This is a genomic window from Deltaproteobacteria bacterium (assembly GCA_019310525.1).
Lineage (GTDB): Bacteria > Desulfobacterota > DSM-4660 > Desulfatiglandales > HGW-15 > JAFDEE01.
The window spans coordinates 15,153-28,901 of sequence record JAFDEE010000011.1 but is presented as its reverse complement, the minus strand read 5'-3'; the positions used below and the strand labels follow the sequence as shown (position 1 = coordinate 28,901).

Sequence of the window (13,749 nt, the reverse complement as noted above, 5' to 3'; positions counted from 1 at the left end):
GTACGGAGTCTTTCCTCCGATCCCTGCCTTGAAGGATCCAGCTTCGCCTAGTCGGTCGCCAGTGGATCCCGGTTTCGCCTCCGGCGGGCTTCCCGGTGGCGGGCCATCTCGACCGCCATGCGAAGTGCGGCCTTCAGGCTCGAGGGGTCGGCCATGTCCTTTCCCGCGATATCGTAAGCAGTGCCATGGTCCACGGAGGTACGGATAATAGGGAGCCCCAGGGTCACGTTGACCGCATCGGAGAAATGGAGAAGTTTCAAGGGGATCAGTCCCTGGTCGTGGTACATGGCCACCACGGCGTCGAATCGCTCCAGGCGGGCCTTGTAAAAAAGGGTGTCGGGTGGATAAGGCCCTTCCGCCCTGATTCCCCGGGTTCTGGCCTTATTGACGGCGGGAAGAATGATCTCCGATTCTTCCCGTCCGAAGAGCCCGGCCTCCCCTCCGTGGGGATTGAGGGCGGCCACAGCGAGCCGTGGGGAAGGGATCCCGAAATCCTGCTCAAGCGCCGCCCCCGTGATGGCGATGGTTTTATAAACCGCCTCGATGTCCAGAAGGGCCGGGACATCCTTGAGGGCACAGTGAACTGTGACCAGGGAAACCCTGAGGCTTTCGCCGGCGAGCATCATGACGTAATTCTCCGTGCGGGTAAGTTGAGCGATCAGGGGGGTATGCCCCTCGAAGTCGTAACCCGCCTTTTGCATGAGGGCCTTACTGATGGGGCATGTGACCACGGCCTCGATTTCCCGCTCCAGGGCCGATTCCACTGCCCTGAGGATGTATTGGACCATGGCCTTTCCGCCCTGGATCCCGGGCCTTCCCGGGAATGTGGCCTCATCAGGAAGAGAGGAGAGGGGGATGATCTCCACCTGTCCGAAGGTTCCCAGGGCTTCACGGGGATGGTCGATTTCCCGGATCCGTAAATCTGCGGGTCTTCCCCGGGTCCTGAGCAATACCCCGGCATCCCCGAAGACCACGGGACGGCAGATTTCGTACAGGGACTTGTCTGATAGGGCCTTCAGGAGCACTTCAGGGCCGATCCCTGATGGATCGCCCATGGTGATGCCGACGATGGGGCGCATGGTCCCGCTACCTCCTCTCCATTCGCCTTTGCCTGGGATACCCCCTGCTTACAGCGGGAAATTTCATCCTCCGGCACGGAGACACCGGAATTATCAGTCCTGGGACAGGGCCTGTCAATGTCTTTCCGGACCCCTTGAATGGAGACGGGAAGGGCGAAGGAAAAGAAAAGGCCGGGCTTGCCCGGCCTCTTTTTCCCGGAATCAAGGGATCGCTGGGACGTTATTGTCCCATTTGTAAAATGGGAGAAATCTGTGCCTTCAGGTGAAGACTTCAGTCCAATGGTTTTTTATTAGGGTTCAAGGCTTCGAGGGGTCCAGGGGTCAAGTGAGAAAAAAGGATTAGAGGTAAAGTAGGTTGCGCTTGAACCCTTGAACCCTGAACCCCTTGGCCCCTAAGCTTACGGCTTCAGCCGATAGCGATTTACATCTTCTCCACCTTCACCTTGATGTATTTGAGCAAAGGGGTGCCGCCCACGTCTTCCGTGTAATTTGGTTTCATGATGCCGGGGGCATTCACTCCCCTGAATTGAGGGTACTTGGGATCTCCCTCGAGACCCCGGATGTGTCCGAAACCTCCGGCGGAGCCCAGCACTCCCCGCATGATACCCCAGGTAGGATGGGCCCTCAATTCCACCGCGCCCCAGGGGGAAGAGAGTCGAACCCTGTCTCCCTCTTCGATCCCCCGTTCCTGGGCGTCCAGCTTGTTGATCCACAGGGGATTGGTCCCTTGGGCCTTCATGAGCTGGTAGTTGTTGAAGGTCGAGGAATGCTCGTGGATGAACAACCGGAAGTTGCCAAAGATAAAGGGAAATTCATCATCGGGTAAGATTTCGGGATCCGGTTCCTTGTAGTCGGGAAGGGGATCGATCCCCTTTTCCCGGGCCACGGGATTGAGGAAATTGTATTTCCCCGTCGAGGTCTTGCCCGAAGAACCGTACCCTTCGGGAACGTTGAAAGACCCCCAATTCTTGTACTTGTAATACCGGGCAGGATCCGTGACGATAAAACCTTTCTCTTTCAACTCGTCATAAGACCAGGGAGTCCCCTCCAACTGGTTGCGTTCGGCCTCCTCGGCGCTTTCCCAGGGGAAGTATTTCCCGAGACCCAGTTTCTTGGCCAATTCCACAGTGATCCGGAACATGGGCTTTGAATCGTACATGGGAGGCACCACTTCCGCGTAATAGGCGATAAAGGCCTCGTACATCCAATCCGCTTTGACCTGGCTCTGTTCGAGCCACGTGGCGTCCGGGAGGATAACGTCGCTCAAGAGCGCGGTATTGCACATGAAGGCGTCGATGGTGGCCACGAATTCCATTTTTTCTATGGCCCGGGTTATGGCCTCCTGGTTACCCCAGGACAGCACCGGATCCCCGAAATAGTTGATCATTCCCTTCAGCTTTCCGGCCTCCACGTCCGCCAGAAGATAAGCCGGGGCCCAACCTGACCAGATGCCGAACTTGTTGAGCTTGGGAGCTTCCTTGGCGGGTGGCTTTTCCTGGCCTTTGCCCCAGGGGGATTTCAGCTTGCGCTTGAATGGAAGGGAAGGGCCGCCCGGTGCGTCGAAGGTGCCGCACAAGGCATTCAGGGCCTGGATCGCGGCGGTCGCGTACATCCCGTTCGGGGTCTGGGCCAGACCTGTCCAGGAAATACAACCCTTGTTCCGGGCGGAGGCGAACTCCATGGCAATCCGCTCGATGGTTTCCTTTGGAACACCGCTGATTTTTGCTCCCCATTCCGGATCCCTGGGAACACCGTCTTCTTCGCCCAGGACCCTCTTCTTGAACTCCTCGAATCCATGGGTCCAGTTCTCGACGAATTCCTTGTCATAAAGCTCGTTTTTGATGATTACATAGGCCATAGCCATCGCCACGGCTGCATCCGTCGAGGGTTTTATCGGGATCCATTCGGTAGCGGCGCTTGCGGTTTCGGAACGCCGTGGGTCAAAAACGACGAGTTTGGCTCCCCTCCGCAGGGCTGCCCGCAACTCGGCGGTCTTGCGCTGGCCATAAGAGGTGGCCAGTTCGTTCATGCCGAAGTGAAGGATATAGTCGGCCTCCTGATAGTTGATCCATGGCCTCTTGTCGTTCAGGTTCTTTTCGTTGGCCATGCGGTTCGAGTTGTCGCACATGGGCCGGTGGGTGGTCTTGGGGCAACCCAGGTGATCGAAGAGGGCCTCGTGGATATTGTTGGCCCAGTCATTACCCCTCATGTAACCTATCTTCCCCTGCTCGATCTTACCGAAGGCTTCAACCACCCTGTCCAAGGCCTCGTCCCAGGTGGCCTTTCGGAAGCGCCCGTCCTCCTTGATAAGGGGAGTTTTCAAGCGATAGGCCGAATAGAGGTGCTTGGGGGCCGCGGCTCCCTTGGGGCAGATCCTTCCGCCGCTCTTTGGATCTCCCTGGAGCCCGCTGGTGGCCACAAGGATCCCGTCCTTGAGCCGCGCCGTGATGCCGCAAAGCGCTCCACAGGTGTAACAATGGCTCGGTATCTTCTTCTCGGGCTCCTCCTCGAGCGGCCCCTCTTCAAGGGTGACATAGCCCGGATCGAGTCCCAGGGAATCCACTGCTCCCAGCATTTTCTTCGTGGTTTCTTCGCCTCGGGTGAATCCTTCGATCCTGAGGCTCTCGCACATAAGGGCACCGCGGGTGAATGCCGCGAGCCCCTGGTAGAAATTGTTTTTGGATGGGGCGGCGGCGATGAGTTGATCACAAAAGGCGGGCACCCACTTGCAGTACTTGTTTTTGAAGAAGTCCAAATAAAGGTCTTCATCCCCCCTTTCCAGGAGGATCCTCAGGAGTTCCATCTGGACCGCGATGTGTTCTTCGAGATCTTTATAGTTAGGGTTCTTTCGGACGCCGGCCCTCCGGAAGTATTTCCTCAATTCAAAGACCGGTTCCTGCATGACGACGGGCTCCCCGCTCTTTATCACGGACTCGTAAGGAAAGACGGGATTGGGTCCGGCGTTCAGGAAAAGGTCGGCATAATCATAACGGAGTTCCTTGTAAAGCTCTTCGGCGGGCCCGCTCTTCAGGTACTGGGTCATCAACTCCGCCCCGCTTGAAAGGTCGATGAACCCGCACCCCGTAACAGCCTCATTGAACCTGTCGAGAAAATCTTCTTTTTGCATGGCTTCAATGAGGGAGAGGGGGATTTCGTCCCGATAGAGGGCGGAAAGGAACTGGTATCTCCTAGCCCTGGATTTCATCAATTCAGGATCCATAAAAACATGCCTCCGTAATGGAATAAATCATCCGATTGAATTTCTTCCCCCGGAACAGGCGGTTCGTTTTTTCAGTTTCCTTCTCGCAGCTCCCACGAGAATACGGGCCATGACGTAACAGACAATGAAATAGGGTACGAAGTTCAGCCCATTTTCCACGAAAGGGAAGGGGAACCGGATATCGCCAAATCGTTTTTGCAGCCAGGCGGCGGCCATGAAGGCAGGCCAGAGGGAGGACATCCCCATGGCCATCATCAGGAAAAAGGATTTTCCAAAGGCCTCGTTGGCCAGCCTGTTTATGGCCTTGTAGGATTTTTTGTCCCCGCTCTTGAGCGCATTGAGAGAACGCTGGTGATAAAGAGACGTCTCCTCAAGCCTCTCATTCACGGCGGAGCGGTTCACGCGGTAGGCCACCGCCAGGGTCAGCTCACCCAGAATACTCGCCCAAAGGGCAAGAATGAAGGTTCCGGCCCACCAGCCCAGTAAGGGATGGTGAAACCAGCGGTAAGGGCCGATCAAGAAGTCATCGACCATGATTAGGAGCCAGTCGATGTAATCCATTGCCTGACTCTTGACGCGGGTTTTGGCGGGGCGGCGGAAAACGCCCTTTCGGGCTTCTTCGAAAACACTTTCCCACCCCCCTGAACCGAATAGGGTCTTGCCGGATCCCCCCGGCAGGTTGTTTTAAAGGCGCGGGGATCCGGCGCCCCGGGAATCTCGGGGAAAAGACGCTTTTATTTCAAGGAGGTAGCGGGTTTCGATAAATTATAGCAAATTAGCAAGAGTTGTTGTTTTCAAACTTAAGCTTAGAAAAATTTAAATCCCAAGGTCAAGAAAATTCAGACATTTCCTGTGTTCCCCTCCAAAAAGAATGATTCGGTATGTCTTCACGGAGTTATCGTGCCCTTAGGGCCGGCAGGTCCATGGAAAAGAGGGCGGGTTTGACATCAACGGGATTTCCGTATTAATCTCGGCACCCGGCGGTCCCGGGAGACCCTGGAATGATCCTGCTTCCCGGGGCCGGGGACTCAAGATCGTGAAGAAAGGTCGCCCCCATGCAACCAACTGAGACACGGCAGGCATGGATAAAAGGACTGGTTCTGGAGATTTCCCGGCCCAGCCTGAAAGATAACACGGCCGACAGGGATCGCCTGTTGAAGGAGGCCCGGAAGGTCCTGGGGGCCGGCGATGTCACAATGGACCTCCCTTTGACGAGGCGCCTCCCGTCCCTTTTGAGGGAATCGGGATTCAAGGTCGGGGTGGTGCTCTTTCGGGATGGGGATATCTGGCGGGTCATGGATCTTTACCCGGCCCGGAAGACACCGAGGCTTTTCGGATTGGCCGTGGACCTCGGTACCTCCACCGTGGTGATCCGGCTCGTTGACCTGGCCGAGGGAAGGGGAGTGGATGAAGTATCCTTTTTGAACCCCCAGAGGCCCATGGGCGAAGATATTTTGAGCCGGATCCATTTCGCTTCAGGAGAGAATGGACTCTATGCCCTCCACTCGGCTTTAATCAAGGGCATCAACGAGAAAATCGGGGTATTGGTCAGGAGGCACGGCCTTGCAAAGGAGTCTCTGGCAGGCATGGTTTTGGCGGGAAATACCACGATGACCCATCTTTTCCTTGGGCTTGATCCCTTCTGGATCTGCCGGGAGCCTTATATCCCGGTGGTGAACAGGACAGGGATACTCCGGGCTGAAGCATTGGGTCTTTTTATTCACCCGAATGCGCCGGTACTGGTTTTCCCGAACGTGGGGAGCTATTTCGGGGGTGATCTGATCGCCGGGATCCTTGCATCGGGAATGGCCCGCCGGAAAGAGATTTCGCTCCTGGTGGACGTGGGGACCAACGCAGAGGTCGTTCTCGGAAACCGGGAGTGGCTCATGGGATGTGCGGGGGCCGCTGGTCCCGCCCTGGAAGGAGGAGTGGCCTCCATCGGAATGATGGCGGGTCCGGGGGCCATTGACAGGGTGCGGATTGACCCCGATTCCGGCGAACCGGAAATCCGAACCATTGGTGATCAGCCGCCCACGGGCATATGCGGCTCGGGCCTCATCGATTTGGCGGCCCAGCTTTTCCTGACCGGGATGATAGATCTTCGCGGGAAGTTCGTGAAAGAGGTCTGTGGAGACAAGCTTCGGGAGATAGACGGGATTGCACACCTGGTTCTGGTACCTGCCGGGGCTTCCGGGACGGGGGAAGACCTGACCCTGGGTCAGCCGGACCTTGACGCCTTGATCCGCTCTAAAGCCGCCATGTATACGATCCTGGTGACCATCACCCGAATGGCCAACCTTTCTTTTGAAGAAATTCATCACTTCCTCGTTGCGGGGACCTTCGGAACCACCATCGACCCCCGATCGGCCATCACCATCGGGATGCTTCCGGACCTGCCTCCTGATCGTTTCCGCACCCTGGGAAACACCTCTCTGGAAGGGGCTACTCTTGCGCTCCTATCTTACGGCGCGATGGAGGAGGCGGAAAGGATCAGGGACAACGTGACCTACATCGAACTGAACGTCAATCAGGAGTTCATGAACCGTTTCAGCGCGGCGAAGTTCATCCCCCACACAGACACTTCCCTTTTCCCTTCCGTGAAGGTCGCCCGGGTATCGAAAGCCATGATGACCTCATCTCCGAAAGAGGCGTGAAAATCACCGTGCATCCCGGTGCGGCTTGATTATCCACCACCTTTTCTCTATACTCTCCTCGCGATCCGGGACCGGGCACGGGAGCCTCCGGCCTTGGATTGAATAAAGAATAGGGAAAGGCGGGACCTGAGACCGGCGTGTTCATCACCTTTGAAGGCATAGAAGGCAGCGGGAAGACCACCCAGATCAAGCGCCTCCGGAAGACCCTAGTCGAGCGTGGACTTCCGGTGATCGCCACCCATGAGCCGGGAGGAACGGAGATCGGCGCCCGGATCAGGAAAATTCTCCTGGACTCCCGCCACCGCAACCTTACGCCCCTTGCAGAACTCATTCTTATCGAGGCGGATAGGGCCCAACACGTGGATGAAGTGATCCGGCCTGCCATTGAGGATGGCCGGTGGGTGCTCTGCGATCGGTATACCGACGCCACGATGGCCTATCAGGGGGCGGCGAGGGGGCTGGACATGGAATTCCTCCGTTTCCTCAACAACAGGGTGACGGGGGGAATCTCCCCGGACCTGACCTTCCTGCTGGATTGCCCGGAAGAGACCGGCATCCGCCGGGCCTTGGGCCGCAACGAGAGGAGTGGAGAGAGGGGGCAGGATCGGTTCGACCGTGAGGACCTCGCCTTTCACCGGAAGGTCAGAGCCGCCTACCTGGATCTGGCCCGAACGGAACCGGCAAGATTCCAGGTCATCGACGCCACCCGCCCTGAAAACCAGGTAGAGGCGGAGATCCTTCAGCGGATTCTTCCGTACATATAGTCAACGACCGTTTCGGTTCGGAATTGCTTGTTGGTTCAAGGACTCAAGGGTACATGGGTTCAAGTGATGAAATTCATACACATCCCAGGGAACTCTTGATCCCTCGAACCCTTTCCCAAGTTTCAACCTGAATGTGGGGATTCCTTTCCCATCCCCCGAAGGGGCCCACAAGCAGGATGCCTTCGCCTGGGCTTAGCCTCTGAATGAATGGGGGGGAAACGGTGAAGTATGGAAATCGTTCCCTTTTCACGGATTATCGGTCAGGACAGGGCCGTCTTGTTGATGAAACGGGCCATGGCCCGGGACAAGATGCCCCATGCCTATCTTTTCGTGGGAATTCACGGGGTGGGAAAGACCACGACCGCCCTGGCCCTGGCCCAGGCCTTGAACTGCCTGGATCCAGTGGAGGGGGAAGGATGCGGTAAGTGTTCCGTTTGCCGGCAACTGGCGGGAGGGAATTTTCCTGACCTCGCAATTGTGGAACCCGACGGGCAGGCCATCAAGATAGAACAAATCAGGGAGCTTAACCGTTCATTTTCTTACAGGCCCCTTTCCGGGAGGTATCGTGTCACCATCCTCCGAAGGGCGGAGGCCATGACCGAGGAGGCAGCCAATTCTTTCCTGAAAACCCTTGAGGAGCCCCCAAGGGAAAATATCCTGATCCTGGGGGTCACAGAACCCCTTGATCTCCTGCCTACCATCGTATCCCGCTGCCAGAAGGTGTCCTTCCGGCCGATCCCTCCCGCCCTCATAGCAAAATGGCTCCAGGAGGAGAAGGGGATTGAGGCCGAAAGGGCCAGGGTCCTGGCGAATCTGGCTGAAGGGAGCCTTGGGCGGGCCCTGGGGATGGAGGAGGAGGGTTTCCTGGAGAAGAGGGAAGGCTGCCTGGATGCGCTTTTTCGCATCCCGTTTCTTCCCCACGATGAACTCCTTGACCTTGCGCGCGGCCGTCCGGCCGGAGGGCGGAAGAGTGGGGGTGATCGGTCCGGTATCGAGGAACTTGAACCCGCCGAGGTGCTGGCCTTATGGAAGACCTGTTTCAGAGATCTCATACTCCTCAAGACGGGTGCTGAGAAGGATCGCCTGATTCATGGGGATTTTTGGGGCCGGTTGAAAAGTTTTTCCGAAAACTATACAATACACGCCCTGATCCGGGGAGTTCATATCCTGGACAGATCCGAGAGGGAATTGAGGCGCGGGCGGAATCTGGACCTGATGATGGAGAACACGATCCTGGCCTTGAGAAGACTTTCCGATCGTCCCGGAAGAGGAGTCCCCTTAGGTGACAATATCACATGAAAAAAATAGTCGACGTACAGCTTCGAAAATATGGAAATGTCTTTACCTTCGACCCGGGTGATTTCTCCCTTTCCAAGGGAGATATGGTCCTGGTCGAGACCGATCTGGGAGCGGCTCTGGGAACGGTTTGCGGCGAACCCATGAATTGCCTGGAGAGTTTTCCGGATCGGCCTCTCAAGAAGGTTCTTCGGATCGCGACGCCTGAGGATCTGGACCGATTTGAAAGGCACAGCGAACTGGAAAGGGAAGTCTACGACTTCTGCTATGAAAGGATTCAAAAGAGGGAACTCCCCATGTGCCTCGTCTCTGTGGACCGGCTCTTCGACGGGAGCAAGATCATGGTCTACTTCACGGCAGACGGTCGTGTGGATTTCCGGGAGTTGGTCAAAGACCTCGTGCGCCGTTTCCGGACCCGGATCGAGATGCGTCAGATCGGCGTCCGGCACCAGGCCAAGATGGTGGGCGGACTTGGGAATTGCGGCCGAACCTTGTGCTGTACCTCCTTTCTGCAGAATTTCGACCCTGTCTCCATCAAGATGGCCAAGGAGCAAAATCTCTCCCTCAATCCTTCCAAGATTTCCGGAATGTGCGGAAGGCTGATGTGTTGTCTCGCTTACGAGTACGAATACTACGAGAGGGTCAAGAAGAATGTCCCCAGGGTCGGTAAACGGGTGAAGGTCGAACAGGGAGAGGGAAAGGTGGTCAGGCAGAATGCTTTGAAGCGGACCCTGACCGTGGTCCTGGAATCAGGAGAGGAAGTAGAGTTTCCCTTTTCCCGCTTCTGTAACGGGCCCGACCAAAAGGGGCGGAAAAACCACCAGAAAGGGAGTAACCAAGGAGAACATTGAGCGAAAAATTTTATGTAACGACACCTATTTACTACGTGAACGCCGAACCCCACCTCGGGCATGCATACACCACGATCGTGGCGGACGTGATGGCCCGTTTCCACAGGCTCGCGGGCAGGGAAACCTTTTTTCTCACGGGAACCGACGAGCACGGGGACAAGATCGTCAAGGCCGCCCAAGGGGCCGGGCAGTCTCCCAAGGAATACGTGGACAGGATCAGCAGCCTCTTCAGGGACCTGTGGCCGAAGCTGAAGATCTCCAACGACGCCTTCATCCGTACCACGGACCCGAACCATCAGGAAGTGGTCAGGATGATCCTTTCCAGGGTCCAGGAAAAGGGTGATATCTATTTCAGCGAGTACGAGGGGCTTTACTGTTTCGGGTGCGAGAGGTTTTACACGGAGCGGGAGCTCGTAGATGGAAAATGCCCCGATCACCAGACCGAGCCGACAGTAATCAAGGAATCCAACTACTTTTTTCGGATGAGCAGGTACCAGGACTGGCTCATCGACCACATCAAGAAAAACCCTGAATTCATCCGTCCAGAGAGGTACCGGAACGAGGTCCTCTCCTTCCTTAAGGATCCCCTGGAGGACCTCTGCATTTCCCGGCCCAAGTCCCGGCTGGACTGGGGCATCACCCTTCCCTTCGACGAGAACTACGTAACTTACGTCTGGTTCGATGCCCTGATCAACTATGTCTCAGCCCTTGGGTACCCGGACGGAGAACAGTTCAAGACCTTCTGGCCCGTGGCTCAGCATCTGGTGGCCAAGGACATCCTCAAACCCCACGGAATCTATTGGCCTTGCATGCTAAAGGCCGCTGGAATCCCGCCTTACCGTCACCTCAATGTCCACGGGTACTGGAATATTGATACGGGCAAAATGTCCAAGAGCCTGGGCAACGTGGTGAAGCCCCTGGAGTTGGTGGACATTTACGGCCTGGACGCCTTTCGCTATTTCTTGCTGCGTGAAATGGTCTTCGGTTTGGATTCCGAGTTCAGTGAAGAGGCCCTGGTAGGGAGAATCAACGCGGACCTGGCCAATGACCTGGGAAATCTCGTAAGCCGTACTCTCACCATGGTCTACAAATCTTTCGGAGGCGAGGTCCCTCGGCCCGCAATTACAGAGGAGATCGACGAGGAATTGAAGGGGGCGGCCCTCGAACTGGTCGAGGGTTACAAGGGGTACATGGCGAAGCTGGGATTCCACAAGGCCCTCATGGCTCTTTGGGATTTCATCGGAAAGGTCAACCGCTACATCGTTTCAACGGAACCATGGGTGCTGGCCAAGACCGACAAGGAGCGCCACGCGACGGTCCTGGCCCACTTGCTGGAATCCTTGAAGACAGTCTCCGTGCTCCTCTGGCCCATCATGCCTGATACGGCTGAAAAGATCCAGGGACTCCTTGGGCTTTCAAGGCGGGGCAGAGATTGGTCCTTCGAGGACCTGGTCCGCTGGGACATGAGCTTCTTCGACGGACTCGTCTCAAAGGCCCCCCACCTCTTCCCGAGGGTTGAAATCAAGAAGGCGAAACACCCGGTCAAAGCGGCCGGAAAAGGGAAGAAGAAAGTGGAATCAGAAAAAACTCGACCTTTGATCTCTTTCCAGGAGTTCCAGAAACTGGATCTTCGTGTAGGCACTGTCACGGCCGTGGAGGCCATCCCCGGGTCCAAGAAGCTCTTGAAGATCACGGTGGACCTCGGCGAGGAGAGGACGGTCGTGGCGGGAATAAAAGCTTATTACAGTGAAGAGGAACTCGTCGGGAAACAGGTGGTCGTAGTCGCTAACCTCGAACCGGTAAAGCTTATGGGCGTGGAATCCAAGGGAATGATCCTGGCCGCCGAGGACGAAACAGGGGTCCACCTTCTCGCCCCGGATACCAGGACGTCCCCGGGAAGCATGGTCAGGTGAGCCGGTGGTTCGGGATTTTATCCGGGAGCCCCGGAAGGAAAAAAGGCGCCGTCGGCCTTTCGGGCCGGCGGAAGGCTGTTTCATCCCAAAGCGACACTCCCCCGGCAGGAGCTTGTGGCACTCCCCGTTCGTTATCCCTTCTTTTCAGAGGTGAGCTCTCGCTCCTTCAAGAAAGGTCATCTCTTCCTTTCCCCCTGAACCCCCTGATCCGGATGCAGGCAGAAATGCGAGGATGACCCCTTTGCCCTCGAATTTCCCTTTCAAAGGAATCATCTCCACATCGTACAGTTTATCAAGGATCCGGCAGGCCGTGAGGGTTTGGGAAATGCCTGAGGAAACAGCCGCTTTGGCCTTTCGGGTCATCAGGGGTGAAAAGCATTCTGAGAAGTGTTTTCCGACGCCCGCGGCGCCTGGGGGAAAGGGCAGGGACTCTGCGGCCCGGTTTTTCAGTACGATCAACCCGTCTGAACTGACCCCCAGGACTGGTAGAGGGATATGTTCGAGGATTTCACGGGAGAGTTCGAGCGCCCGGTTCTGGACCTCCAGTTCCCTGGTCCTCTCATGCACGAGGTTCCCTAGGTTCTCGTTGAGGGCCTTCAGGGCTTCGTTTTGTTCAAGGACCTGACGGCTCAACTTTTTGTTCGTTTGAACGAGATGATACTGGTCCAGGGCCCGGCGGATCTCCAGTTTCAGGGCCTCGTCGTTCCAGGGTTTCAGGAACAACTTGTAGACATGCCCCTTATTGACGGCCTCCATGATGGAATCCAGGTTGGTGTAGCCCGTAAGTACTATCCGGATGATATCGGGGAACTCTTCTCTCACCCGGGCGAGAAACTCGGTGCCGCTCATCCCCGGCATCCTCTGGTCTGATACCACCACCTGGACCCTTTCCTCCCTGATCCGGTTCAGCCCTTCTTCCCCGCTCGATGCAGTGAATACTTTGTAGGGCTCTTTTCTGAGCAGCCGTCTCAGGGCTCCAAGGATGTTTTCCTCATCGTCCACGATGAGAACGGCATTTTTTTTCAGATCCGGTTTCATTCTTTTCGCTCCTTGAGGAAGAATCTGCAGGCGGAATCAATCTCTTCGCATATTTCAGGAAACCAGTTTTCGTGATCATCAAGAATCGTTCCAAGGGCCTTTTCCGCCTCTGGAAAAAGCCCTTGCCGAATCGCTCTGGAACGGTTCTGGGTAAGGCTGTTTACCAGGTGATCGGCAGCATGGACAAGGATTAACAGAAGGGGTTCCTGGGCGCTTTTTTTGTAAGCATGATGAGAACCGATGGCGTCAGTGAGCCCGGGGGGAAGTTTCCACTTTCTCGCAAGCCTTTTGCCGACCTGGGCATGGTTGATCCCTATCTTTTCCCGTTCAGCCTCGTGAAGGGGAATTCCCAGTTCCTCGGAAAGCTCCCAGGCCTTTTGGAAATCTTCCTGGAAAAACTGGGAGAGCAAAAATTTCCCCATGTCATGGAGCAGCCCCCCCACAAAGGCATCGTCGGGCGGGTAGAGTCCCGATGCCTGTGCAAGGTACCTGCCTGTTACCGCAGTGGCGATGGAGTGTCGCCAGAGAAGGGTGGCGTCAAACCCGGGGAAAGGAACGGGCTTGAAAAGATCGACCACGGAAAGGGCCAGAACAGCGTTCCTGACGGTATTGAAACCAAGGAGAACCACGGCGTGGGGGATGTTTCCCACCCGGCGGGACAGGCCGAAGAAGGCCGAGTTCACAAGCTTCAGGATAGATGAGGCGATGGCCTGGTCCTTTTCAATGGTCCTGCTGAGCTTATCGATGGAAGTGTCCGGATCGCACAACAGGGCGTTTACCTCCCTGGCCACAGCGGGGAGGGCGGGCAGGTCCTGGATGCGATCCAGTTGATCTAGGATGTTCGGATGACCCATGGTCTCTCTGTATTCCTCCCGTAAACCTAAGTTGAGCGATTTCCGAGTCTTCCGGAGACCTGCCTGTCCCGTTGGGACGG

10 protein-coding genes are annotated in these 13,749 nt (G+C 56.5%); 5 read left to right on the top strand and 5 right to left on the bottom strand.

All coding sequences use genetic code 11. From position 1 onward, the window contains the following. Positions 1-47: 47 nt before the first annotated feature. The 3 genes from pdxA to JRF57_02835 form a co-directional block, all read right to left on the bottom strand. Positions 48-1,079 carry a 4-hydroxythreonine-4-phosphate dehydrogenase PdxA gene (pdxA, locus tag JRF57_02845; protein ID MBW2302632.1) on the bottom strand — a complete coding sequence of 344 codons (1,032 nt, stop codon included), beginning with the start codon at positions 1,077-1,079 and terminating at the stop codon, positions 48-50. A gap of 421 nt (positions 1,080-1,500) precedes the next feature. Continuing rightward, positions 1,501-4,299 carry a molybdopterin-dependent oxidoreductase gene (locus JRF57_02840; protein MBW2302631.1) on the bottom strand — a complete coding sequence of 933 codons (2,799 nt, stop codon included), beginning with the start codon at positions 4,297-4,299 and terminating at the stop codon, positions 1,501-1,503. A 27-nt stretch (positions 4,300-4,326) separates the two neighbouring features. Beyond that, the gene (locus JRF57_02835; GenBank protein MBW2302630.1) at positions 4,327-4,860 is read right to left on the bottom strand and encodes a hypothetical protein; all 534 of its coding nucleotides are present in this window, start codon (positions 4,858-4,860) and stop codon (positions 4,327-4,329) included. Between the two features lie 494 nt (positions 4,861-5,354). Here JRF57_02835 and JRF57_02830 point away from each other — a divergent pair, with 494 nt between their 5' ends. The 5 genes from JRF57_02830 (at position 5,355) to metG (ending at position 11,777) form a co-directional block, all read left to right on the top strand. Next, a complete protein-coding gene (locus tag JRF57_02830) occupies positions 5,355-6,953 on the top strand; it encodes a DUF4445 domain-containing protein (GenBank protein ID MBW2302629.1) in 1,599 nt (532 codons plus the stop codon). A 137-nt stretch (positions 6,954-7,090) separates the two neighbouring features. Further along, on the top strand, positions 7,091-7,717 hold the full coding sequence (locus JRF57_02825) for a dTMP kinase (GenBank protein ID MBW2302628.1): 627 nt from the start codon (positions 7,091-7,093) through the stop codon (positions 7,715-7,717). A 228-nt stretch (positions 7,718-7,945) separates the two neighbouring features. Next, positions 7,946-9,016, top strand: coding sequence for a DNA polymerase III subunit delta' (gene holB, locus JRF57_02820; GenBank protein MBW2302627.1), 1,071 nt, complete (start codon positions 7,946-7,948; stop codon positions 9,014-9,016). After that, positions 9,013-9,864: a stage 0 sporulation family protein gene (locus JRF57_02815; GenBank protein MBW2302626.1), complete on the top strand. Its 852-nt coding sequence runs from the start codon at positions 9,013-9,015 to the stop codon at positions 9,862-9,864. The genes holB and JRF57_02815 overlap by 4 nt, the downstream gene beginning before the upstream one ends. Continuing rightward, the gene (metG, locus tag JRF57_02810; GenBank protein MBW2302625.1) at positions 9,861-11,777 is read left to right on the top strand and encodes a methionine--tRNA ligase; all 1,917 of its coding nucleotides are present in this window, start codon (positions 9,861-9,863) and stop codon (positions 11,775-11,777) included. The genes JRF57_02815 and metG overlap by 4 nt, the downstream gene beginning before the upstream one ends. A 144-nt stretch (positions 11,778-11,921) precedes the next feature. On the opposite strand, the gene JRF57_02805 is transcribed toward metG, so the two are convergent. After that, the gene (locus tag JRF57_02805; GenBank protein ID MBW2302624.1) at positions 11,922-12,815 is read right to left on the bottom strand and encodes a response regulator; all 894 of its coding nucleotides are present in this window, start codon (positions 12,813-12,815) and stop codon (positions 11,922-11,924) included. Then, positions 12,812-13,669, bottom strand: coding sequence for an HDOD domain-containing protein (locus tag JRF57_02800; GenBank protein MBW2302623.1), 858 nt, complete (start codon positions 13,667-13,669; stop codon positions 12,812-12,814). Before JRF57_02800 ends, JRF57_02805 begins: the two co-directional genes overlap by 4 nt. Between the last annotated feature and the right edge of the window lie 80 nt (positions 13,670-13,749).